General features: G+C 66.4%; 19 protein-coding genes. 13 read left to right on the plus strand and 6 right to left on the minus strand.

Going from position 1 to position 23,434, the window contains the following annotated elements; all coding sequences use genetic code 11:
• Positions 1 to 28 precede the first annotated feature (28 nt).
• The 3 genes from C479_RS04300 to aroA form a co-directional block, all read right to left on the minus strand.
• Positions 29 to 367 carry an amphi-Trp domain-containing protein gene (locus C479_RS04300; RefSeq protein ID WP_007698396.1) on the minus strand — a complete coding sequence of 113 codons (339 nt, stop codon included), beginning with the start codon at positions 365 to 367 and terminating at the stop codon, positions 29 to 31.
• A 129-nt stretch (positions 368 to 496) separates the two neighbouring features.
• The gene (locus tag C479_RS04305; protein ID WP_152415800.1) at positions 497 to 1,771 is read right to left on the minus strand and encodes an alkaline phosphatase family protein; all 1,275 of its coding nucleotides are present in this window, start codon (positions 1,769 to 1,771) and stop codon (positions 497 to 499) included.
• Between the two features lie 87 nt (positions 1,772 to 1,858).
• Positions 1,859 to 3,184 (minus strand): 3-phosphoshikimate 1-carboxyvinyltransferase, encoded by a 1,326-nt coding sequence (aroA, locus tag C479_RS04310; RefSeq protein WP_007698405.1) that lies wholly within the window; start codon positions 3,182 to 3,184, stop codon positions 1,859 to 1,861.
• 224 nt (positions 3,185 to 3,408) lie between these two features.
• Here aroA and C479_RS04315 point away from each other — a divergent pair, with 224 nt between their 5' ends.
• The 8 genes from C479_RS04315 to C479_RS04350 all read left to right on the plus strand — a co-directional run bounded on the left by C479_RS04315 (position 3,409) and on the right by C479_RS04350 (position 10,943).
• The gene (locus C479_RS04315) at positions 3,409 to 4,593 is read left to right on the plus strand and encodes a M24 family metallopeptidase (RefSeq protein WP_007698408.1); all 1,185 of its coding nucleotides are present in this window, start codon (positions 3,409 to 3,411) and stop codon (positions 4,591 to 4,593) included.
• An 87-nt stretch (positions 4,594 to 4,680) separates the two neighbouring features.
• Positions 4,681 to 5,103, plus strand: coding sequence for a hypothetical protein (locus tag C479_RS04320; RefSeq protein ID WP_007698411.1), 423 nt, complete (start codon positions 4,681 to 4,683; stop codon positions 5,101 to 5,103).
• A gap of 92 nt (positions 5,104 to 5,195) precedes the next feature.
• Positions 5,196 to 5,993 carry a prephenate dehydrogenase/arogenate dehydrogenase family protein gene (locus C479_RS04325; protein WP_007698432.1) on the plus strand — a complete coding sequence of 266 codons (798 nt, stop codon included), beginning with the start codon at positions 5,196 to 5,198 and terminating at the stop codon, positions 5,991 to 5,993.
• A complete protein-coding gene (locus C479_RS04330) occupies positions 5,990 to 7,504 on the plus strand; it encodes a small ribosomal subunit Rsm22 family protein (RefSeq protein WP_007698435.1) in 1,515 nt (504 codons plus the stop codon). Before C479_RS04325 ends, C479_RS04330 begins: the two co-directional genes overlap by 4 nt.
• A 174-nt stretch (positions 7,505 to 7,678) precedes the next feature.
• Positions 7,679 to 8,461, plus strand: coding sequence for a 5'/3'-nucleotidase SurE (gene surE / locus C479_RS04335; RefSeq protein WP_007698437.1), 783 nt, complete (start codon positions 7,679 to 7,681; stop codon positions 8,459 to 8,461).
• Between the two features lie 239 nt (positions 8,462 to 8,700).
• A complete protein-coding gene (locus tag C479_RS04340; protein ID WP_007698440.1) occupies positions 8,701 to 9,078 on the plus strand; it encodes a helix-turn-helix transcriptional regulator in 378 nt (125 codons plus the stop codon).
• Positions 9,079 to 9,186: 108 nt separating this feature from the next.
• Entirely contained in the window at positions 9,187 to 9,993 is an 807-nt protein-coding gene (locus tag C479_RS04345) for a DUF6612 family protein (protein ID WP_007698443.1), read from the plus strand.
• Between the two features lie 239 nt (positions 9,994 to 10,232).
• The gene (locus C479_RS04350) at positions 10,233 to 10,943 is read left to right on the plus strand and encodes a TMEM165/GDT1 family protein (RefSeq protein ID WP_007698444.1); all 711 of its coding nucleotides are present in this window, start codon (positions 10,233 to 10,235) and stop codon (positions 10,941 to 10,943) included.
• A 148-nt stretch (positions 10,944 to 11,091) separates the two neighbouring features.
• On the opposite strand, the gene C479_RS04355 is transcribed toward C479_RS04350, so the two are convergent.
• A complete protein-coding gene (locus C479_RS04355) occupies positions 11,092 to 13,146 on the minus strand; it encodes an SLC13 family permease (RefSeq protein WP_007698445.1) in 2,055 nt (684 codons plus the stop codon).
• Positions 13,147 to 13,778: 632 nt separating this feature from the next.
• On the opposite strand from C479_RS04355, the gene C479_RS04360 reads away from it, so the two are divergent.
• Positions 13,779 to 15,458 carry a PQQ-dependent sugar dehydrogenase gene (locus tag C479_RS04360; RefSeq protein ID WP_007698446.1) on the plus strand — a complete coding sequence of 560 codons (1,680 nt, stop codon included), beginning with the start codon at positions 13,779 to 13,781 and terminating at the stop codon, positions 15,456 to 15,458.
• Between the two features lie 224 nt (positions 15,459 to 15,682).
• On the opposite strand, the gene C479_RS04365 is transcribed toward C479_RS04360, so the two are convergent.
• A complete protein-coding gene (locus tag C479_RS04365; RefSeq protein WP_007698447.1) occupies positions 15,683 to 17,020 on the minus strand; it encodes a TIGR00341 family protein in 1,338 nt (445 codons plus the stop codon).
• A gap of 133 nt (positions 17,021 to 17,153) precedes the next feature.
• Between C479_RS04365 and C479_RS04370 the strand changes: the two genes are divergently transcribed.
• The 4 genes from C479_RS04370 to C479_RS04385 all read left to right on the plus strand — a co-directional run bounded on the left by C479_RS04370 (position 17,154) and on the right by C479_RS04385 (position 22,212).
• A complete protein-coding gene (locus C479_RS04370) occupies positions 17,154 to 17,429 on the plus strand; it encodes an amphi-Trp domain-containing protein (protein WP_007698448.1) in 276 nt (91 codons plus the stop codon).
• 105 nt (positions 17,430 to 17,534) lie between these two features.
• Positions 17,535 to 17,852: a hypothetical protein gene (locus C479_RS04375; protein WP_007698449.1), complete on the plus strand. Its 318-nt coding sequence runs from the start codon at positions 17,535 to 17,537 to the stop codon at positions 17,850 to 17,852.
• Positions 17,853 to 18,014: 162 nt separating this feature from the next.
• Positions 18,015 to 20,390: a hypothetical protein gene (locus C479_RS04380; RefSeq protein WP_083893798.1), complete on the plus strand. Its 2,376-nt coding sequence runs from the start codon at positions 18,015 to 18,017 to the stop codon at positions 20,388 to 20,390.
• Positions 20,391 to 20,580: 190 nt separating this feature from the next.
• On the plus strand, positions 20,581 to 22,212 hold the full coding sequence (locus tag C479_RS04385; RefSeq protein WP_007698451.1) for an acyl-CoA synthetase: 1,632 nt from the start codon (positions 20,581 to 20,583) through the stop codon (positions 22,210 to 22,212).
• Positions 22,213 to 22,330: 118 nt separating this feature from the next.
• Here C479_RS04385 and C479_RS04390 read toward each other — a convergent pair whose 3' ends face one another.
• Entirely contained in the window at positions 22,331 to 23,329 is a 999-nt protein-coding gene (locus tag C479_RS04390) for a hypothetical protein (RefSeq protein ID WP_152415801.1), read from the minus strand.
• Between the last annotated feature and the right edge of the window lie 105 nt (positions 23,330 to 23,434).

The raw sequence follows: 23,434 nt of genomic DNA on the forward strand, positions 1-23,434 counted from the left end.
CGTCCGCGGCCAGGACGACATTCGCCGATCACGACTCCCGCCGGTCACTCGCGGGCTGTCGATCGAGACGCTCTTGTTCCGTCCCGCCGTCGTCCGCCTCGCCGACCGGCCGTGGCTCTTCCTTCGCGGCTGGCGCCCATCGAACGTCGATCCGGAGGCGCTCCTGATCCCCGCGGACCATCCCCGACCGTTCTAACACTTCGACCTCCGTCGTGACGTCGTCGGGCGGACGCAAGGCAACGGTCTTGTTTCCGACAGGGATCGACACCGTCTCGCCGCCCCGCTCGAACTCGTCCGCGAGTTCGCGAAAGAGCGCCGCGACGTCCGTGCGCCCGAGTTCCCGGCTGTCGTCGGTTCGTACGACCATAGCCCCTAAAACGGGCTTCTCGGGTAAAATGGTACAGGGTGAGTGTGACGGGCAGTCGCCGGCACGCAACGGGGCAGGACAGTTCGCTCTCACCGACCCACTCGCGGCTTGTCCACCGACCGATGGGTGTCAGTTCTGCAACGCGTCGACAGTTGCCACGGCGAACGGAACGAGCATCTCGGCCCGGGTGAGCCCGCCGTGCATCCCGCGATTCGAGCGATCGTCGGCCCGCCAGCACAGGCCGCACTCGCGATGGATCGCGACGAGGTCACCGCACCGGCGTTCGAAGCGTTCGGTGGGCTCACCCACGCCGAACAGGCCCGAATCGACGGCCTCGGCGCACGTGTACACTCGTCCGTCGACGGCGTCTTCTAGTTCGGCGTGGGCTGCATCGAGCTCCTCGGGTTCGACGTGAAAGTGCGTGTTCCGTGGACTGCCCGTCGGGCGGCGAGGTCCTCCGGCCGCGTCGCGACGGAATCGGCCCTGAAGGGTATCCCAGTGTGACCACTCAGTCACGTCGACGTTTTCGGCGGGCGGCGTGTCGACGAGGCCGTGGTCGGCCGAGACGACGAGGAGCGTGTCCGCGGCGGCCGACGGCGAGAGCGCATCGACGAGATCGGCCTGCAATCCGGTGAGGACGTCCGCCATCGTCTGTCGGGCCGACCGGCTCGTCAACCCTTCCTCGTGGGCGACCGCGTCGATCGACGGCTCGTAGCCGAAGACGAACGTCGGCCCGGACGCCGCCTCGACGCGGTCGCGAAGCCGAGTCGCGAACGTCTCCCGTTCCTCGTAGCCGGTCCGTCTCGCGCCGTCGAAGATCGCCCGGCTGTACGGCGAGTCGGCGATCGACGCCGGGAGGACCGTCTCGAACGAGACGTCGGTCTCGACCGCGCGGGCCGAGAGCGGGTCGGCGTCGAAGAGGGCCGTCCCGTCTAGCGACGGGTCGACCTCGTCGATGGGCGTCCCGTCGAGCGTGGTAAACGGTAAGGTGACGACGTCGCGATCGATCGGCGCCAGATACTGGAACCAGCCGAGGAGTCCGTGTTCGACGGGGTTCGTCCCGGTAGCGATCGACGTGAACGCCGCAGCCGTCTCCGAAGGATAGATCGACGTGAGCGGACGGACCGCTCCCGACTCGGCGAATCGACGGGCGAGCGTCCGGCGCGTTTCGAACCGCGTCCACTCGTCGTAGCCGAACCCGTCGAGCAAGACGAAGACCACCGTCTCGACGTCGGTCTCGGCGCCGCAAAACGCTTCGTCCGGCAGGGTACGCTCGAACGCCGGGTTCAGGAGAGCGAGTGCCGACTCGGCAGCGTTCGTCACGCAGTCGCCGCCGTAGGCCGGTTCGACGACTCCCTCCTCGCCCCTGGCACACAGCTCGTCGACCAGTTCGTGCCGACGCATGCCACAGTCGAACCCGTCCGACATCCTAACACTTTCGGCGACGATAGCCGACCGGTTCCGCAGCCACTTCCAGCGTTCGCGAGACCCTCACTCGTGGCGATCGACCACGACACCGAGCGATTCGAACGCATCGAAGAAGTCCGGGAAGGAGACGTCGACGTGCTCGGCGCCCCGGATCGTCGTCTCACCGTCGGCAACCAGCGCGGCGACGGCAAGCGCCATGACGATGCGGTGATCGCCGTGGCCGTCGACCGTCGCCCCGGTGAGCGTCGACTCGTCGCCGTGGACGGTCAGCGAGTCACGCTCTTCGGTCGTCTCGACGCCGAGTTTCGCGAGTTCGCTCGCCATCGCATCGATCCGATCGGTCTCCTTGTACCGGACGTGCTCGGCATCGACGATGCTGGTCTCGCCGTCGGCGACCGCACCGAGGACGGCGAGCGTCGGGAGCAAGTCCGGAGTGTCGGCGACCGAGACCTCGATGCCAGACAGCGGCGCGGGGTCAATCGTCAGCGTGCCGTCGTCGCGATCCCACTCGACCGGCGCACCGAACTCGGCGACGTGTTCGACGATGGCGCTATCTCCCTGGGCACTGGGTCGTGCGCCCGTTATTTCGAGCGTCCCCTCCCCCGTTCCCGCAGTAGCACCGCTCGCGTCCCCGCCGGCCACGGCACCCGCCGCGAGGAGGTACGAGATCGAGGAGAAGTCACCGGGGACGGCGTACGTGTCGTCGGCCGGGTGGTACGACTGGCCGCCTGCGACAGCGAAGCCGTCGGCCGTCTCACGCGTCTCGACGCCGAAGTCCGCGAGGAGTTCGCGCGTCACCTCGACGTACGGTGCGGACTTCAGTTCGGTTTCGAGGCGAAGGTCGATGCCAGCGTCGGTGAGTGCGCCGGCGACGAGCAGCGCCGTCACGTACTGCGAGGAGACGTCGCCCGGAATCGAGACCGTCCCGCCCGCCATCGACCCGTCGACGATCAGCGGCGCCTGGCCGTTTCCGCGGGTGCTACGGGCCGTCGCACCGAGTTCCGAGAGCGCGTCGAGAAGCGGGCCCTGCGGCCGGGATCGGAGCGACTCGTCACCGGTCAGGACCGTCGTCCCGTCGGCGAGGGCGGCAATCGCCGTGACGAGACGCATCGTCGTGCCCGAGTTCGCACAGTCGATCACGTCAGCGGGAACTGCGGGTGTTCCTTCGAAGCCCTGAATCTCGAGCGCACCGTCCGTCCGTCGCTCGACGGCTCCGCCGAACGCCTCGACGGCGCGGGCTGTGGCCCGGGTGTCGGCGCTCCAGAGCGGGTCCGCGACGACGGCGCGCTGGCCACAGCCCGCGGCGAGGATCGCCCGGTGCGTGTAGCTCTTCGACGGCGGAGCGGGAACCGTGCCACCGACGGGACCTGGGGAGATCGTGACGTCCATACAGACGGTGTCGGCCGGTTCGCCTATCACGGTACCGGTCGCGACAACGGGGGGTCGCCACAGCCGAGCGGTGGCGAAGACGGGTCCGACGTCGGGCCGGCCCGATAGCCCCCTACGATTCGAACGGGACCGAATTCCGTCCAAATAGACCGTATCGACCCACGAACCGGCACGATTCCGCCGGGAAGCGGGGGATTAAGGTCGATCCCGCGAAACGGACGGGTATGCCTAGTGAGCTTGCTGCCCTTCGATCGGCGCTCGCGACGACCGGCGTCGACGGCTACCTGATCGACGCGGCTGGCGACGAACCCGAACAGCGCTACGTCTCCGGATTCAGTGCACCTGACCCGTTCCAGACGCTCGTCACCGACGACGGCGTCCACCTCCTCGTCTCGGGCCTCGAATTCGGTCGGGCCCAAAGCGAGGCCGACGCGGATTCCGTCACCAACACGGCGGCGTACGACGCACAGGACCTGCGGGACGAGTACGGCCCTCGCGAGGGACGGCTCCGGACGATCGAGGCATTCCTCGCCGACCACGACGTCGCCTCGATCGCGGTCCCTCAGCACTGCCCCATCGGAACGGCCGACGGATTGCGCGACCTCGGCGTCGACGTCACGGTCGAAGCCGACGACGTCGTGGGCGAGATCCGCGCGACGAAGTCCGGCGCCGAAATCGACGCCATCCACGAGACGCAGGCGGCGAACCAGCGGGCGATGTCCGTCGCCGAGGGGCTGATCGCAGCCGCCGAGGTTCGCGACGGCGTCCTCTACCACGAGGACGAGCCACTGACGAGCGAGCGCGTCACGACCGAGATCGAGATCGCGCTCCTGCGCGAGGGCTGTGCGTTAGACGAGACGATCGTCGCCTGCGGCGCCGACGCCGCCGATCCCCACGACCGCGGGAGCGGCCCGCTCGAAGCCGGCGAGTCGATCGTGATCGACATCTTCCCACGCGACAAGGAGACTGGCTACTTCGGCGACATGACCCGGACGTTCGTCCGCGGCGAGCCAAGCGACGAACTCAGTCAGCGGTACGACGTGACCTACGAGGCGTTCGAGGCCGCCCTCGACGCCATCGAGCCGGGCGTCACCGGCGACGAGGTCCACGGGATCGTCTGTGACGTGATCGAGGACGCGGGCTACGCAACCCTGCGGAGTGACCCGGAGACCGACACCGGCTACATCCACGGCACCGGCCACGGCGTCGGCCTCGACATCCACGAGGGACCGCGCCTCTCGTTCGGCGGCGAGGAGCTCGAACCCGGCCACGTGGTCACCGTCGAACCCGGGATCTACGACCCCGCGGTCGGCGGCGTCCGGATCGAGGACCTCGTCGTCGTCACCGAGGATGGTTACGAGAACCTCACGGACTACCCAATCGCCATCGAGCCCGAAGATCGACGCTGATCGGACCCACGACCGACAGTCCAGTCACGGCGACGCCCACCCGGCCATCTCACAAACAGTAATGGCGGTTGCCAATCGAATGTACGTATGCGCGATCGAATCGATCCAGCACTGTGGTTCCCCGAACGGGCGCCGAAACGGAGCGAGGCCCTCTCCGCAGGGAGCGGCGTCGCGCTCGGCCTCCTGTTTGTACCGATATTGGAGTCACCGTGGTGGCCGGGCATCGGCGCCGGGTTCGTCGCTGTCCTCCTTGCGCCCGGTCCGATTGCCAACACTGCACTCGGGGACACCATCGGTCGCTGGTTCCGGGCGATCGGGGTGGGTGGTCGGTTGACAGTCATCGCGCTGTATTGCTGTGTGATGGTCGTGACCGTGGTTCTCATGCCCGTTCCCTTCGCGGAGGTTACAAGCACGTTGCTCGGTGGACTCCTCGGAATTACGGTGTACGTCGCTTCGTTCTTCGTGTGGGCCAGATCGGGCCCCAAGACCCTGCAAGAAGGAACTCGCTGAGCGGTGTCACGGTTCGTGTGGCAGCGGAGCAGGGTACCGACACCCTGCATCGACCGAACTCCTTTTGCGGGGGCGCCGGATACCACCCGCCAATGGACGTACTCGTCGTCGGCGCCGGCGCGATGGGACGCTGGATCGCCGACGTACTCGACGCGGACGTGGCCGTCGCCGACGTCGACGAGGCCGTGGCACGGAAGACGGCCGCGGCCGTCGACGCCCAGGTCGTGCCGCTCGACCCGGCCACGGGAACCGGCGAGGCCGACGGTGATGCGGATGGTCCGTCGGCCGAATTCGACGTGGTCTGTCTCGCCGTCCCGATGGCGCTCGTCGAGGAGGCGGTCGCGACTCACGCAAACCGTGCTCGCGGTGCAATCGTCGACGTCACTGGCGTGATGGAACCCGCGCTCGAAGCGATGGCCGAGCACGCCCCGGACCTGGAACACTGCAGCCTCCACCCGCTGTTCGCTCCCGAGCGAGCGCCGGGCTCCGTCGCCGTCGTAACCGAAGGCCGGGGGCCGCTAACCGACGGCATTCTGGCGGACCTCGAAGCCGCCGGCAACGACCTCGTCGAGACGACGGCCGCCGAGCACGACGCGGCGATGGAATCCGTCCAGGCTGCGACACACGCGGCCGTCCTCGCGTTCGGACTGGCCGCGGAACGCGTCCCGTCGACGTTCGAGACGCCTGTGTACGCCGCCCTTCGTGAGCAGGTCGAGCGGCTGACCGGTGGGACACCGCGCGTCTACGCGGACATTCAGGCGCGATTCGACGGCTCGACCAGCGTGGCCGCGGCCGCCGAGCGGGTGGCGAGCGCCGACCACGACGAACTCGAAGCGATCGTCGCCGAACTCGGTGACCGATGGGCCGGCGACGGAGGTGATGGCGCGTGACGGATCGGCGCGAAGCGGTCCGTCAGAACGCGTTGTACCTCCAGCACGTCCGCCCGATCGACCCCGAAGAGATCGCCGAGTACGTCGAGGGCCAGGCGCACCCGGCCGTGGTCCGCCAGCTCCTTCGCGAGGAGGCACCCGATCTCGGCCTGATCGAGCGCGACGACGGCACCTTCGTCCCCGTCTCCGACGAACCGGTTCCCCAGCGCACGGACGCGATTCGCGAGTTCCCCCCTCGATACGTCCGGCGGCTGGACGACTGGCTGGCCGAGCGCTACGGGCCGAACTGGCATGAAGGAGCCTCGGGCGACCTTCTCCGCTCGACGCTCCGCCGGACGAAGGCGCAGTACCTGGAGGGTGGCCCCGTCACTTACGACGAGGACGTCGCGGCGAGTTACGCGATCTACCACCTCCCGGGCTACTACGCGGCGATCCAGTACGCGCTCGACGACCTCGCCGAGCGGGGTCTGTTCGAACGGCACCTCCGGGTGCTCGACGTGGGCGCCGGCGTCGGCGGGCCCGCCCTGGGCCTGTTCGACTACCTGCCAGACGACGCCCTGATCGAGTACCACGCCGTCGAGCCCAGCGCCGCCGCGGACGTCCTGGACGCGATGCTCGAAGAGACCGGCCGCAACGTCCACGCGACGGTCCACCGGACGACGGCTGAGGACTTCGAGCCGACCGACGGCACCGACGACGGGACGTACGACCTGGTCCTGGCGTGTAATGTTCTCAGCGAACTCGACGAACCGGTCGCGGTCGCCCGGCGGTACATAGACGCCCTCGCCGAGGACGGCTCGCTGCTCGCGATGGCGCCAGCCGACCGCGAGACGGCCATCGGCCTGCGCGAGATCGAGCGCGCCCTGGAAGACGGGAGTTCGGGAGGGAGAGCCGACGACATCGACGCCGACGAACACCGAAGCGTCACCGTCTACGGCCCCATGGTCCGGCTGTGGCCGGGTGAGCACCCGACCGATCGCGGCTGGTCGTTCGACGTCCGCCCCGACCTCGCCGTTCCCTCGGTACAGTCACGGCTCGACGACGCCGCGGACGACCCCGATCACGCGCCTGGCGAGTTCGAGAACGTCGACGTGCAGTTCGCCTACAGCATCTTGCGGACGGACGGAACGCGACACACCGACGTCTCGCTCGATACGGGCCAGTGGGCGAAGATGGCCGAGATGGACCGCCACGTCTCGAACCGCATCGACCTCGTCGCGGCCAAGGTGAGTCGGTCACTGAGCGAGGGCGGAGCGTTGTCGGAGGAAAACGCGACCCAGCGCGGTGGTCAGGCCGACGACCCGAATCCGCTCTTCAAGATCACGGACGGCAGTGAGTCGCGCGACCACTACGCCGTCGTGACGAAAGAGACGGCGCTCAACCGACCCCTTATCGAGGCCGACTACGGCGACCTGCTCGCGTTCGAGTCCGTCCTGGCGCTGTGGAACGACGACGAGGCGGCGTACAACCTCGTCGTCGACGAGGAGACGATCGTCGACCCGCTCGCGTGACCGGATCAGGCGGCCGATGGGCCGTCCGGCGACCGGCCGACTACCTCGGGCCCACCCGCGACCGGTCACCGACTCGGGCACGCCAGCGACAGGTGGACCGGTTGGGCGACCGGAAAGCGCCAAGCGAGTCGAGACTCCGACGCGCTTTTCGCAGTCCGCGTGAACGACACCTGTATGGACGACGAGCTGGAGATCCTGGTGACGAACGACGACGGCATCGACGCGCCGGGAATCCAGGCCATGGCGGACGGGCTCGCGGCCGTCGGCGACGTCACGGTCGTCGCGCCGGCGGACGACCAGAGTGCCGTGGGGCGGCGCCTCTCGGAGGAGGTGACGGTCGAAGAACGGTCGGACGGCTACGCCGTGAGCGGGACGCCCGCAGACTGTGTCGTCGCCGGTTTCTCCGAACTGGTCCCGGATCCGGATCTGGTCGTCGCGGGCTGTAACGAGGGGGCGAATCTCGGCGCGTACGTCCTCGGGCGCTCCGGGACGATCAGCGCCGCCGTCGAAGCCGCCTTCTTCGGCGCGCCGGCGATCGCCACCTCGATGTACGTCCCCGTGGGCGAGGGGACGCTCGACGACGTTCAGACGACGCCAGACGACTTCGCCGAACCGGCGCGAGCGACGCGGCACCTGGTCGAGCAGTCGATAGCAGGCGGCGTCTTCGAGGAGGCCTCGTATCTGAACGTCAACGTCCCGATGGACGCCGGCGCGGACCTCCCGATGGACGTCACGTACCCCTCGACGCGCTACGAGATGACCGCCGAGCGCGACGGGACGACGATCACGGTCGAGGATCGCGTCTGGGAGTCGATGGATCCGGAGACCATTCCGGACCCGCCGGGAACCGATCGGCGCGCAGTCGCGGAGGGGCGGATCAGCGTCTCCCCGCTGGTCGCACCCCACACCTCGGGGTCGCTCGACGCACTGGAGTCGATCGTCGCCGCGTATCCGTGACGCAGGTGACGAAGAACGTCCGAGCGACCGCCACCAGTGGTCGCGACGTGATCTGTCGGCCGAGTCCCGGACTGGAAAACCGCGTGGCACCGCCCTGCCCCCGCAAGCAGGGCGTTGAATCCGGCCACCGGCGTCGTGTATATCGACTGGTGACACCCGCCACCGATATGTGAGTCCGGGCACAAGGGAAAGGTAGGAGGGCGTCGAAGGACGACCAATTGCGAACGGTGATCTCATACATGGGACTCAAGAACATCTGGTCACAGTTGTCCGCCCGATTCGCCGGCGACTCCATCGACGAGAGCGAGTCACGGCCGGCGAATCGCGAGGCGGACGACGAGGAGACGTTGAGCTACGCCGAACAGGTCGAGTACGGCGTTGACGAGAACGACCTCGCCGACGAGGATCGCGTCCTGCGGCTCCTGGTCAAGCGCGGCGGGCGGGTCGATCGCGAGACCGTCATCGAGCAGACCGGGTGGACGTCGGAGCGACTCGAGAGCGTCGTCTCCGAGATGGAAGACGACGACCAGATCAGTGCGATCACCGTCGGTCGACAGCGCATCATCTGCCGACGCGGTTTCGAACCCAAAGGCTATCGCTCGCATCTGAACGAGTGAACCATCCGAAGCGACCACCAACGCCGAGGACCCGACCGACGCAACGCCGGGCCACTTCTGCACCTGGTGTCGATAGACTTATTTCACACATTTCGTATAACTATCATCATGGGAGGAATACGCGTTCGGACGGTAGTCGGAGTACTCGCACTGTGTCTGCTCACAGCCGGGTGCCTCGGCCCACTAAGCGATACGAGCCCCGAGGAGACGGAATCTGAACTGACCGGCGATTACTCGACGGAGGAGTTCGATGCCCTCCTCTCGGCTGCGACGACGGCAAACGAGGAACTGGACAGCTTCTCGTTCGATATAGCGATGGAGATGAGCGGTGCGGGTGAGCAGGTCACGATGGACGCATCCGGCGCCACAGACCTCGCAGCCGAGGAGATGAGGATGGACTTCGATACGAGTGGGATGGGGATGGTCGGCCCCAGCGAATTCGTCATGTACATCGACGGGCAAGACGCGTTCGTCGACGCCGACGGTGAGTGGATGCAAATGCCAGCCGACCAGGCAAATCAGAACGTCTGGGACGTCGAGGGACAGCTCGCTATCGCCGAAGCTCAGTACGAACACGGTGACGTGCACGTCGATGAAGGACCGGACATCATCGAGGTCACGACGACGCTCGACAGCGACGAGATGGCCGCGTTCATCGACGAGGCCGAATCGGCCGACCCATCCGTCGCCAACGCCGGATCCGTCGAGTGGCGAGACGTCGAGATCGTCGAGCGCTTCGACGCCGAGAGTAACCGCCTCCGATCGACCGAGATGACGGCCGAGCTGATCCAGGGTGAACAGACTCTCAAGTACGCATTCGAAATGCAGATCGACGACACCAACGAAGAACTCGATACGGCCGTCCCCGACGAGGGACGCGAGGAAGCCGAGTCGGCGAGCGGTTCGACGGTCTGAGCACTCGAGTTTCGAGACAGCCTGCGTTTTTCGATCGACGTGAGCACACGTCGGTACAGCGAGCAACACATCGACTCACAGTCCAACCGGCAGCAATCGACGTTAGTTACCACAACCCTCTTTGTTAGCCCCGTCTAATTCCGTCCCGTTCAAATGGACGAGACTGGGGCAGCGATGCGACGAGCGTGGGCTGGTCTCCAGCGACGGACCCAACCCGAGCGAACGAGGGGGCGTCGACGATGAGCGGCTTCGTCGACATCGTCTGGATCGCGTTCGTCGCCCAGCTCCTCGCGCTCCCCGGTGAGAAGGGGCAACTCGTCATCGCCAGTCTCGCAACCAAGTACAATCCGTACATGGTCGTCGCCGGCGCGGCGACGGCGTTCGGCGGCTGGACCGCGATCGAGATCCTTCTCGGAAGTGCCCTCGAAGGGGCCCTTCCCGCCGGCTATCTCGACGCCATCACCGCCGGCCTGTTCGTCGTCTTCGCCGTCTGGATCCTGTACGCCTCGAACGGGAACGAGACCAGCGACGCGCAAGCCGACGGGGCAGACGCGGCCAGCGACTTCGCCACGACCGACGGTGGCGTCCAGGCCGGTGCGAATCCACACACCGATGGTGGCCACGCCGGCTCACGGCTCGAATCGGTTGTCCCTAAGGGGTACCGCGGATTCGGTCCGGCGTTCTCCCTGATGGTCGTCGGCGAGTTCGGCGACAAGACCCAGCTCGTCACCATCGGGCTGGCCGCCCAGTACGGCGTGACGTCCGCGATCTGGATCGGCGAGATGCTCGCGATCGTCCCGGTGAGCCTGGCGACGGCGCTGCTCATCGACCGGAGCGCCCACCGGGTCGATCGGACGTGGCTCCACCGGATCGCGGCCGGGATCTTCCTCCTCTTCGCCCTCGACATCGTCGCCAGTTACACGATCGGGGTCTCGTTCTTGCCGCTGTGAGTTATCGGGGTGGTCACGCGTCCCTCCAGCGGGCATCCTTCAGGGGAATCGTCCGCGGGTGAAAGAGCAGTCGAAAGTGCGTCGAGTGATGGCAGTCACCGACACAAGCGGCACTCATCGGGACCCGATTCAGACCGTCGCGACGACGTCACACGCCCCAGATGGCGACGATACCGATCGACGTGACGACCGAGAGCAACAGCTGGAGCGGGCCGCCGACCCGAAGGAAGTCGGTGAACTCGTACTGCCCAGGACCGTACACCATCAGGTTGGTCTGGTAGCCGACCGGTGTCGAGAACGACGTCGCCGCGGCGAACGTCACCGCGAGCAAGAACGGGTACGGTGCGGCGCCGAGGCTCGTCGCGGTATCCACGGCGATCGGCGCCATCAAAACGATCGTCGCGACGGGCGTGATGACGTTCGCGAGCACCCCGGTCGCGAGATAACACAGGAACAGGATCCCCGCGTGCGGGAGGTACGATGCCGTCCCGCCGAGCGCACCCGCGATGACCGCCGACCCGCCCGTCGCCTCGAGTGCGATCCCCAGCGGTAAGACGCCGGCGAGGAGGAACACCACGTTCCACGAGACCGCGTCGTAGGCATCGCTCGTCGAGAGACAGCCGGTGACGACCATGCAGAAGACGCCGGCCAGCGCCGAGATCACGATCGGGACCAGTCCCAGTGCGGCCGCGCCGATCACGCCCGCCATGATCGCCACCGCGACCGGCGTCTTCGGCGAGAGGGACGCCCGTTCAGTCGAGTCGTCTTCGAGCAATCGGTCGAGGACGTCCTCGTCGACGACGACCAGGTCCGCCCCGTCGCCGAAGTAATCGACGGTCTCGGGAACGGTCTGGACCAGGAGTAGATCACCGGGCTGCAGCCGCTGTTCGCCCAGGCCAGTGCGGAGCAACTCGCCGTCGCGGCGGATCGCGAGCACCGTCGTCCGGTAGACCTCTCGGAGGTGTGAATCGGCCAGGCGCTCGCCGGCGAACGACGATTCCGGTGGGACGACGGCCTTCGCGAGCACGTCGTCGCTCGCGGCCGCCTCGAACGTCTCTTCCGTAACCGATCGACGGACCAGTTGCGATAGTCCCTGATTACCGACGAAGCGATTGACCGCTTGCAACGTTCCATGGACGGTGAGGACGTCGTCCGCCTCGATCCGTGTGTCCGGGCTGACCGACGCGAACGAGACCGCGTCGTCGGCACCCGAACCGGCCGAAGCCGGCGGCGAATCGGAGTGTTCCGCGATGGCCCCGGCGTGTCCGGGACGATCGGTCGTGTGGGTGTCACCGGTCGCATCGGCCGCCGTCAGTGGGTGTTCGGTCGGTGGCTCGCTGGCGGCCGTCCCGCTCGACACCGCCTCATCGTACGTCAGTTCGGGGCCGTCCTCGCGTCGCAACTGGAGGATGCGTATCTTCGCCTCCGATCGCGATTCGAGCTCGCCGACGGTCGACCCGATGGCGGATGCGTCCGGGCGCACACGAACCTGGGTGAGGTGGTCCTGGAGGTCGAACTCGTCGACGAGGTCCCCCTCGATGGGCGCTCGTCCGGGTGTCAACCAGCGGCCGACCGTCATGAGGTACGCGAGTCCGACCACGAGGATCACGACGCCCAGCGCGCTGAACTCGAACAACCCGATGGGGTCGCGGCCGACGAGTTCCACGGCGAACTCGCTCGCGAGCAGGTTCGTCGACGTCCCGATGAGCGTCAGCGTGCCCCCGAGGATGGCCGCGTACGAAAGCGGTAGGAGGAGTTTCGAGGGCGACATTCTTGTCTTCTGCGCGAGTTCCGAGATCATCGGGATGAAGACGGCCACGATCGGCGTGTTGTTGACGAACCCCGCGAGGGGACCGGTGGTCACGATCGTGGCCGCGAGCGCACGCGTCTCGCTGCCGCGGGCGAAGCGCGCGAGCGAGAGGCCCAGTCGCTGGACGAGACCCGTTTGTTGGATGCCCGCGCTCAACATGTACATCGCGACGATGGTGATCGTCGCCGTGCTGGCGAAGCCGGAGATGGCGTCGCCAGCCGACACACCGGTCAGCGGTTCGAGGACGGCGAGTGAGACCAGCACGCCGATCGCAGTCACGTCGGTCGGGATGGCCTCCGTGACGAACAGGACCAGCGTGACAGCGATCAGGGCAAAGACGACGAGGGCACCGGTCGAGAGGACGGGATCGGTCATCGATCCGAACCCGGCCATCGACACCGCTGCCCAGCCCGGCACGGCGTCCGGAGCGGACGGGGTTGCAGGCTCAACGATTCGGCGTGACGAGCGAACGAACGCACAGGAGACGGTGCGCGCGGGCCCCCAAAACAGTTTGGGTGCACGACTGTCGCCGAACCCGACCCGTGTGCGGGGCTCCGATTGTTCCCCTCACAACTGACGACTCCGGTCGATGATGTTCCCCCTCACGACTGACGTTCCACTCCCCACGTATCTTCACGCGTAACGATCCCGTGGCCGCTCTACCAGCCTGGCCGCACCTCCCGGCCGGGTCGGCCCTCGCACTGCTGTCCTGCGATCCAGCGGATGTGTGGACCAGCTATCCCGGCGGTAGGCATCCGATACGGGCGCGGACGATCAGCTGGAGCGGTTCCGCGATCCCTCAGCGACAGACTCTCCCGTCAGCGACGGAATCCACCCGTATTTCGACCGGACGAAACCGTCATTACTGACGGCTGGCGAGCGGAAAACCTGGGTTTCGCGTGGAACGATATCGTCCATTTATAGACACGACTCACCCGGGAAGTGAGGGAGACATGACCCACTCATCATCCGGGCGAGACGGACAGCGAAGGCGCAGGAATTCGTCGCGACGGCGCTTCCTGCAAGTGACTGCCGCAACCGGAGCGGTCGCGAGTATCTCAGGCGTCAGCGTCGCGCAAGACGACGACAACGAGACGGACGACAGCGACGCGAGCGACGCGCAGGCCGACGAGATCGTGACCGACGGCCCGACGATCGGTCTTGAACTCGTCGGCGAGGGCTTCACCTCGCCGGTCGGATTCGAGGTCGCACCGGACGACGAGGACCGATACTTCGTCGTCGATCAACTCGGCCAGATCCACGTACTGGAAGGGGCCTCGAACGGCGATGGCGGCCCGCTCCAGCTTCGGGACGAACCGTTCCTCGACGTGAGCGACCGGATAGTGGAAGTAAGCGGCGGCACGGGCGAGTTCGACGAGCGAGGGTTGCTCGGACTCGCGTTCCACCCGGACTTCCAGGAGAACGGGCGGTTCTTCGTCCGCTACAGCGCGCCACCGGATGAGGACACGCCTGACGACTACGACCACACGGCAATCCTCTCGGAGTTCACCACCGCTGACGACGAGCACTCGACCGCGGACCCCGAGTCCGAAGAGATACTGCTCGAAGTGCCGGAGCCACAGTTCAACCACAACGCCGGCGCCGTGCTCTTCGGGCCGGACGGCTACCTCTACGTCCCCCTCGGCGACGGTGGAGACGCCGACGACACCGGTCTCGGCCACGTCGAAGACTGGTACGACGAGAACGCAGGCGGCAACGGCCAGAACACGACTGACACCCTCCTCGGCGGGATCCATCGGATCGATGTCGACGCCGATGGCGACGGTGACCGGCCGTACGGCATCCCCGACGACAACCCGTTCGTCGATAGCGACGAGGGGTTCGACGAGTACTACGCGTGGGGGCTTCGCAACCCGTGGCGCGCTTCGTTCGACAGCGACGGGAACTTCTACGTCGCCGACGTGGGGCAGAACCTCTTCGAGGAAGTCAACATCGTCGAGAACGGCGGCAACTACGGGTGGAACGTCAAGGAGGGGATCGAGTGCTTCAGCACCGAGAACCCGGGCGAACCCGGCGACGAGTGTCCGAGTTCGACCCCCGAAGACGTCCGCGGCGGCGAGCCGTTACTCGACCCGGTGATCCAGTATCCGCACCTGGTGGGCGACGAGGTCCTCGGCATCTCGATCACCGGCGGCTACGTCTACGAGGGCGGCGCGGTCTCCGAACTCGAGGGGATGTACGTCTACGGCGACTGGAGCCGTTCGTTCGGGACGCCGAACGGCTCGCTGTTCGCCTCGCCGGTCGAGGAGTACGAACCTTCGTCCGACCGAACCGAGGACGAGCTCTGGGAGATCCAGGAACTCTCGGTCAGCGATTCGGCGAACGATCGGATCAACCGCTTCGTCCTCGCGTTCGGTCGCGATCACGACGACGAACTCTACGTCCTGACGACCGCTCGCTACACCGACGGCGAGACCGGTGAAGTCTGGCGCATCGTCCCCGATGGCGAAGGCGAGACCATCGAACCGCACGAGAACGCCGTCGGCGGCGAGGAGGAAGACGAAGCAGACACCGAAGACGAGGAAGACGACGAGATAGACGATGACGCAGCCGGCGACGATGGAGTGGACAACGAAACCGATAACGAATCCGTCGACGGGGCCGGAAACGAGAGTGGAGACGTCGGGAACGAATCCGAGGACGACAGCGGCAACGAGTCAGTGGGGAACGAATCCGACGAGTGATCGGGTACCCGTTCGAACCGCACGCCCGAGATCGGCCGCGGAACACGTGATCCGACCGGACCCGGCCGCGACGAGCTATCGGTAGTGGAAGCCCCGACTGAACCGGCTTCATCCCACAGCTTTCGCCGTGGGCTTTCCCCGCATCGCAGGACACTTTCGAGAGACGCCAATGCACCGGCTGCTGTCTTTCACCGCAGTAGCAGATCCCACGGATCCCCGACTCCTCACCCGTCAGCCCCCGCCGTCCGAACGATCCGTTCCTCGTCCGTCTCTCCGCGTTCCTCGGCGACGACGTACTGCACTTCCACCAGGAACGACGCGTCCGTCTTCTCGCGGATAGCCACGTAGATCCGGTCGCTCAGTTCCGGATCAGGCCCTGGATCGAACCCCTTGACCACGACGATCACGCGCTCGACCGACCGTGCCGGGTAGTCGTCGTCCAGCACGACCGTCACGTCGTCGTTGGTCACCTCGTTGTACTGCGGGTCGTCGAGGATTCGCTCGACTTCGTCCTGGGCGGTCGCCTCGAGTTCCGTCGTCTGGAAGTCGTTCAGCGTCAGTCCGGCGAGGGGTACCGCAAGCACCAGCAGGCCGACTCCGAAGACGCCGATGTACCGCATCGTCGCCCGTCGGGTCGGCGAGACCTCGAAGAGCCCCTGCGGGCGGTAGCCAGCGACCCAAAGGGTCACCAGCGCCGCCAGGTTGATCGAGAGCAGGTTCACCGTCACGAGGATCAGGGCGCCGAGCGCGGCGCCGTTCATCCCCCAGGCGGTCGTGATACCGACGGCCGCCGCGGGTGGGATGAGCGCGGCGGCGATCATCACGCCGACGATGGCCTCGGAGAACCCGCGGGTGAGACTCAGGATGCCGGCGACGCCGGCGCCCAGGGCGACCAGCACCGAAAACAGGTTCGGCGAGACGCGCTCTTCTAACTCCGCGACGAGGACGATGTCCACGCCGGCGGGTTCGAGGCCAGCCAGGCGAGCGAGCGTCGCGAGGCCGATCGAGGCGAGGACGACGACGCTCACGCCGAGGACCTGGTACCGAAAGCCGCCGCGTCGAAGGGCGTCGTCGCCAGTGACGATACCGACGCTGGCCGCGAGCGCCGGACCGAGTAAGGGCGCGATGACCATCGAGCCGACGACGACCGCCGGGGAGTCCGCGAGGAGGCCGGCCGTCGCGACCACGGCGCTGATCAACAACATGACGAGGTAGATCGACAGCGCGGGCGTGAATTCGTCGGCCTTCGTCCGCAGCACCTGGCGGGACGTGCGGGCCCCGCCCGCACCGCTCGCGCTGTACTGATCGCGGACCTCGTCGAACGCCTCGGAGACGACCGTCTCGGCGTTGACCACGACGACGTGGGCGTCTTCGAGGTCCACCTGCGCCAGGTCGTCGAGCACCGGTTCGACCGCGTTCGTCGGGACCGGGAACCGGACGACGGAACTGTACCGGGCCCCGCTGGTCTCGTCGCTCATGACGTAGTTGATTCCCGCGTCGTCGAGGACGCCGAGGACGGCCCCGCGTCGCCCCTCGGGGATCGCGATTTCGACGTATCGCATCGTCCCGACTAACCACGAAGCGACGGTTAGTACCACGTTGAGACGGCTTCACGGGTCAGGACCGACGCGGATCGGGCAGCGATCCGAGACTCGAATGGGGTATTTTTTGAATTGGCGGGTCGAAGATCACGGCATGGCAGCCGACGAAACCGAGAACGAGTCCGACGAGACCGAACACGAAGGCGAGCGCGTCATGGACCGGGCTGACGGTGCGGCGATCCTTCGCGAGGTCGCCGACGGGGTCGAGGACGGGCGAATCGAGATCGAGGGTGAGAACGGATTCACGGCGGAAATTCCGGAACAGTTCGAACTCGAGGTGGAGTACGAGGTAGCGGCCGACGAAGCCGAACTCGAGGTCGAACTGGCGTGGCCCATGGAGGACGGTGACGCCGTCTCCGCCGAAGAGTAAGAAGTCCGACTCACGTCCAGTCGAGTTCTGTTGGCACACGAATAGCTTTTGGTTACTTCCACACAAAATTATATTATCGTGCCCACGAGTACGTTCAGATCGACCGTGAGTCAACCGTCGAAGGTACGAACACGACTGGACGAAGGTGACGAGGCCCTCGCTCGCCCATTCGGACACCCGATTACGATCAACGAAGTCCACGCCGCGCTCCTCGGGACGGTGGGACTGTTGATCGGGTACAGCGTCCCGGTCCTCGGACCGCTCCTGCCGCTGTACGCAATCCTGGGCCGCCCACGATTTCACTCGCTTCCGCACGACCACGTCGAGTACCCCCGTTCAATCGGCCTGCGGACGGTTCGCCACGAACCGTGGTGGGCACTCGCGAGTTACGTCCCGCTGTATTTCGTCGGCGCGTTCGTCTGAGCGATCGACCTGGATCCCGGTTGCAGAAACCAGTCGTCACCCGCCGTTGCCCAACGATTGCGAATAGCGGAGTTGGTTTTCGAGGGCGCGTGGATGAAGTCATAAAAGGCCCCGTCCCACGCCGCACACAGGTTTTCGACCCCGTGTTTGTGAGTTACACACATGGACAGGAGAACGCTCCTCGCTGGCGCCGCCAGTTTCGGCGTGGCTGGGTGCATCGCCACCCCTCGCGGAGCGCAGTCGGAATTGGCAACAGGCCAGACCGGCCTCAGGATCACCAGTGGGTCCCACGACCCGGGACCCGACGCGGTCGTCGGCGTGAACGACTCGATCACCGCGACTGCAACCGCAGTCGATCCCGAGGGACGGCTCGACACGATCGAGTGGATCGACGGGCGCAACGTGCTGGTCTTCCAGACTGACGACGTTTCGGGCACGGAAGCCACCAGCACGGTCTCGTTCGACGAGGTTCCCAAGTGGCTCCGTGCCGGCTACCCCACGATGGTCACCGCGACGACGACGGACGGTCGCGAGACCGCCCGCGTCGATATCGAGGGCCCGGCAGTGCGTCGCCCGTACGCGGTCGATATCGTCGACACGACCATGCCGCTGTCGGGTGGCGACCGCTTCGACGCGACGATCAGCGTCGAGGACGTCGGCGATCTCCAGCACGTCGGGCCGTCCGAACAGGAGATTCGCCTGCGCGTCGGTGGCGACCGCACCACGGTCGACCGAACGACGGTGGATCTCGGCTACGGGCAATCGACGACGATCGTGCTCGGCTACGACACGTATCCGGTCCAGCAGGCCGTCGAGTTTCCCGTTCGCGCGGAAGGGCCCGACGACGCCGACGAGATCGACGTCCAGGTCGGCCCGGCGGAAGACACGACGCCGCCCGAGCAAGACCTTCGGGTCTCGATAACCGACGTCGACGACGATGGCGTCCGCGGGGGTGAATCGCTCGAGATTACCGCCGCCTTCGAGAACACGGGCGACACGCGCATCAACACGGTCGCGCAACTCGTCTCCGTCGGCAAAGGGGCAGTCGTCAACGAAGCGCAGGTGGTCCTCGACCCGGGCGAGACGCACGAACTCGTCTTCACGTACAAGACCTACCCGGTGAAAACCGACGTCACGTTCGAGATGGCGGTGTGTACGCCCTACGGGTCGGATACCGTGACGGTGTCGGTCGCCGCTGCGGGGTCCGACCCGGACCGCGACGGGCCGTTCGGCGTCGCCATCTTTCAGGTGAACGACCCCGTCGCGGGGGGCGACCGTCTCGAGGTGGCTGCATCGTTCGTCAACAGCGGCGACGACCGCGGGTCGTTCACCGCCGAGCTGGTCGTCGGTGACGAAGTGGTCGACACGCGCGAGATCGAGATGGCGGGCCAGTCGACGGCCATCCGCACGCTGGGATACGACACCTACCCGGTGACGAACGACGTGACCTTCCCCGTGACGGTACGCACGCCCGACGACTCGGCAACCACGCAGGTCGAGGTCTTCGGCACCGACCACGAAGGCCCGGTCACCGCGTCGATTACGGGCACGACCGCGCCGGTGACCGGTGGCGAGCGCCTGGACGTCTCCGCGACGGTGACCAACGACGGGACGGCCACCACCGACGCGGTCGTCGAACTGGTCGTCGGGGGCGAGGTGGTGGACGCGAAGACGGTATCGCTGGGTGCCGGGTCGTCGCAGTCGATCACGCTGGGGTACGACACCTATCCGGTCAAGAGCGATTCCACGTTCGAGGTGACGGTTCGAACGGCGGACGGGAGCGTCGCGACGCCGGTGACGGTGTACGGCACGGACGGCGACGGCGCTGACGAGTCGTCGGAATCGGGTGACGAGTCCGACACCAAATCCGACGGGTCGGACGACGGTGGGTCCGCCTCGTTCGGCGTGTCGATCGACGGCACGAACGCGCCGATCACCGGCGGCGACCGGCTGCACGTCTCGACGACGATCACCAACGCGGGCGATGCCGATGGGTCGGCGACCGCCTCGCTGGTCGTCGGTGGCGAGACGGTCGCTTCGCGGGGCGTGTCGGTCCCCGCGGGCGGGTCACAACCGTTGACGCTTGGCTATTCGACCTACCCGGTCCAACAGGACGTGAGCTTCCCCGTGACGGTGCGCGTCGACGGCGCGAGCGCGTCCACGTCGGTGTCCGTCCGCGGGGTGAGTGGGAGTGAGTCCGATGCCGGAAACGGCGAAGGGTCGGATGACAGCGCCGACAGCGGGTCGACGGACGGTGGGGGTGACGAAACGACCGGCGAGAGCGGTGGAGCGACCGACGGCACGAGCGATAGCAACGCAAGTGGATCATCCGGCGGCGAGAGTGACGGAACGGACCCGGCCAACGGCGAGTCTACCGATAGCGGAGACGGCGAAAGCGGTACGGGGGACACCGGTGAAGCGAACGGCGGATCGACCGACGAGGGTGGCGAAACCGGCTCCAGCAGTAGTGACACGGGTGTCGATGAGGACGATGCAACGGAAACCGACTCGAGCACGGACGGAAACGAGTCCAGCTAGCAGGCAGGCGAAACCGACAATCCGGCGGCTCACGGTCGACGTCGATCGTGCCGAGGCACCGCTTCGGCCCGCACCGATCGAGCACCGCGCAATCGAGGGCCCGCACCGATCGTAAGTCGCTCGTCAGTGTCGTCGCCAGTCGCTGTTTCCGAGGGAAACTGGTAAATGGCGAGCGATTGTCTCGATCCCCATGGAAACGTTTGACAAAGGCGGACCCGAGACGATCGACTGGGAGATTCCGCCGGAATACACGGTCGCGTCGGCCGTCGAGGAACACGCTGCGACGGTCGGGGATCGGGTCGCCCTCTCGTTTCTGAGCGAGACCGGTGATCGAGCGGAGCGGACGTACGCCGACATTCGGGACGAGATGCATCGCTTCGCGAACGGGCTCGACCAGCTGGGCGTCGGTATGGGCGACCGGGTGATGCACCTCTTTCCCCGCCACCCCGACGCGTTCGCGGTACAACTCGGCGCCCTCTCGGTCGGGGCGTTGCTCGTTCCCTGCTCGGCGATGTTGCAGCCCGCGGACATCGAATTTCGCGCGACCGACTGTGCGGCCGAGACCATCGTCGTTCACGAGTCACTCACCGACATGGTCGAACCCGTTCTGGCCGAGAGCCCGATCGAGCGGGTGATCGTCCTCGACAGGACAGGCGCGGTCGCAGACGACCGGTGGACGACGGTCGAGGCCGTGATGGACGACCAGTCGACGGCGTACGACGGCCCCGACGTCGGCGCCGAGGACCCGATGTCGATCAACTACACGAGCGGGACGACGGGCAAACCCAAACCCGTCCTGCACAAACACCGCTGGCAGTACTGCTTCAACCGGGTGAACGCCCGCCACTGGTGGGGGATCGACGAAAAGACGGACCTCGACGACGAACTCCTGTGGGCGACGACGGGCACCGGCTGGGCGAAGTGGTTCTGGAGCCCGGTCGGCGTCGGCCTCACGACCGGTGCGTCGCAGTTCATCTACGACGGCGACTTCGAACCCAAGCGCTTCCTCGAAGTGCTCGAAGCCGAGGGCGTCACCAGACTCTGTGCGGTGCCGACCCAGTACCGAATGTTCGCCAGCGCCGATCTGGAATCCTACGACGTCCAGGTGACCGACGCGCTCTCGGCCGGCGAGCCGCTCAACCGCGAACCGATCGAGCGGATCGAAGCCGCCTGGGGCGTGACGCCACGGGACGGCTACGGCCAGACCGAGACCGTCGCGCTGGTGTTGAACACGCCCGAGATGGAGGTCAAGCCCGGTAGCATGGGAAAACCGTCGCCGGGCATCGAGACCACCATCCTCGACGTGGACGACGAGGTACCCGTCGAGCCGTGCGAGATCGGCGAGATCGCGGTCCCGATCGACTCACCGGCCATCTTCGACGGCTACTACGAGAAGCCCCACCTCGACGATCGGACGTTTTCGGGCGAGTACTACCGGACCGGCGACCTCGCGTCGATGGACGAGGACGGCTCGTTCTTCTTCGAGGGCCGGGCCGACGACATCATCATCTCGGCGGGCTACCGCATCGGCCCCTTCGAGGTCGAAGACGCACTCGTCAGTCACGACGCCGTCGCCGAGGCCGCCGCAGTCGACAGCCCACACGACGAACGAGGCAGCGTCGTCAAGGCCTACATCGTGCTCTCGGACGGAGCGACAGCGAGCGACGAGCTGAAAACGGAGTTACAGGAGTTCATGAAAGCGGAGACGGCGCCGTACAAGTACCCGCGCCGGATCGAGTTCGTCGACGAACTCCCAAAGACCTCCAGTGGCAAGATCCGACGGATCGAACTGCGAGAGAAGGAACGAGCGCGGTTCGGGTAAGAGTCAGTCAGCAAGACAGAGGCGAGCGGTCGGGCAACTCGTTCGTTGACGGTCGCGCTCGGCGTTTCCGTAGAATTCGGCGGGATGTCGGAAAATGATCCCGGGGATCAGCCACCAGTCACGACAGATAGACGGAGTGTTCGACCGTTTGAGTCTCCTCCAGCGGGATGCCGGTCTCGAACGTGCTTCGGAAGTGAACCATCCCGGACCCGCCGTCGGGAACCTCGGCGTCGACGGCGACGAAGTGTCCGGCGCCGGTGCCGTTGCAAACGCTGACGCCGCGATGGATTTCGCTCGAATTGGTCGGCCCCTGATCGGTCCAGGAATCGCAATTACCCGCCATGGTGTCCCAGATGTCGAGCAGCGTCAGGACGTTCCCGGCGGTGCCCGCGAGTTTGCCCAGCCCCTTCGCCATGAACGGGGCCCACTTCGTCACCCAGTCCTCGTCGGTGAGTTTGTCGAGGGCGTACCCTTCGGGGCTCTCCGGCGGGGCGAAGAACGCCTCGATAGTGGCGTCCGTCAACGAGGTCCGCTGGTCGGGTTCGGACTCCTTGACGTCGTCGTGGGCCCACAGATTCGACTGGACGTTGAATCCCCGCTCGTGACTAGCGGTCCGCAGGGAGACGTCGCCGGTCGCCTCGATCTCGTAACGCTGACGGGTCACGAGTGCGGCAGGAACGTGGAGCGGATACTCCTTATCCAGAGCAACGTGCCAGTCGGGGAACTGGTCCTCCATCACCTCGTAGTAGTGACGGCCGTTGCTGTCGAGCGTGTCCTTTCGCGCGCCGAGGCAATGGCCAGCGAACCGGAACTTGTGCACGTCATAATCGCTGTATTCGTGCGTTTCGTCCCAATTGATCGTCTGGGTCGCCGCCGCGTGATACGTCCAGTTGGGATTGCCCCACTGGTTGGTCTCGGTACCCGGCTGGCGAGCCCCGTAGTACTCCATCTTGCTGTATGGTTCGAGGTCGGTCATCCGGAGGATCGGACTCCCGGAGGAAGCGAGTCCGCGAACCGACGGGGCCGCGCCAGCGACGACCGGTATCCCGGCCGCCACGGCCGATTTTTTAAGAAAGCCGCGTCGACTGCTGCCATCATCTGAGGGTTGATCTGGCATGCATCTACACATTCACAGAGCCCGATAAATAAGTTGGTGCTAGTAATTTTTAACGCCAGTTTGTATAGGTAGCCACCATAGATTGGTTGATACCGCGCCGGTATC

Source organism: Halovivax asiaticus JCM 14624, assembly GCF_000337515.1.
GTDB classification, from domain to species: Archaea; Halobacteriota; Halobacteria; order Halobacteriales; family Natrialbaceae; genus Halovivax; species Halovivax asiaticus.